Source organism: Mesorhizobium sp. P5_C1 (assembly GCF_054049815.1).
The window spans coordinates 1-885 of record NZ_JBFULQ010001164.1; the positions used below are offsets into that span (position 1 = coordinate 1).

The 885-nt window shown below is 58.8% G+C and carries 1 protein-coding gene; it reads left to right on the top strand.

The features are described from left to right. Positions 1–885: M10 family metallopeptidase (locus ACXJ7R_RS34635; protein WP_457155723.1), on the top strand; the 885-nt coding region annotated here is incomplete at both ends.

The window sequence follows — 885 nt, forward strand, 5'->3', positions numbered from 1 at the left end:
GGACGGTGCGAAGTGGTCCGGCTCGACGATCACTTACTCAATTCCAGGCGCCGGTTCACTCTGGGAGACAGATTATGGATCGGGAGAGCCTTTCGACGCTCAGTCCGGACCTTTCAACAGCACCCAGGCGGCGAGCTTTCGGAGCGCCTTGTCCCTTTGGGACGCGTTGATCGCGCCTTCGATAAACGAGGTATCGGACGCAATCCCCGGGCAAATCCGCGTCGCATTCACCGACGTCACAGCGCGCCAGGGTTCAGGCACAGCCGCCTATGCCTATGGCCCGCCCCTGTCCGGCAACACGGCAATTGCCGTCAACGGCGACGTCTGGGTCGACGAAACCTATAAGTCTTCCGATTTCGCCCCGCAAACCTCTGATTTCCAGATTCTCATCCACGAATCCGGGCATGCCCTGGGACTGAAGCACCCCTTCGAGGCGCCGACCGTGCCGGCGGGGTACGACAGCACAACCTACACGGTGATGAGCTACACGTCGGAAGACAATTTCTTCACGTGGTCAGGCAGCGGCGGGGGCATCTCCTATAGCGTCGAGGGAACGTCGTCCTTTACGCCAATGGTGCTCGATATCATGGCGATTCAGTCCCACTACGGCGCAGATCCGACCACTGCCACCGGCAATACTGTCTATGCCTTTACCGACAATGGCTTGAATGGCAGGCAGGCGATCTACGATGCCGGCGGCACGGACACTCTAGACCTGTCCGCGCTTTCTCGAGGTTCTACCGTCGATTTGCGCCCCGGCGCCTATTCGGATCTCGACTACTACAATGTCGAGAATCAGATTGCTGACCTCACCGCGCAATTTGGTGGCTTTGGAGACTTTATTCGAAACACCCTGACTGATCCGACCACCCCGGCCTATGAATG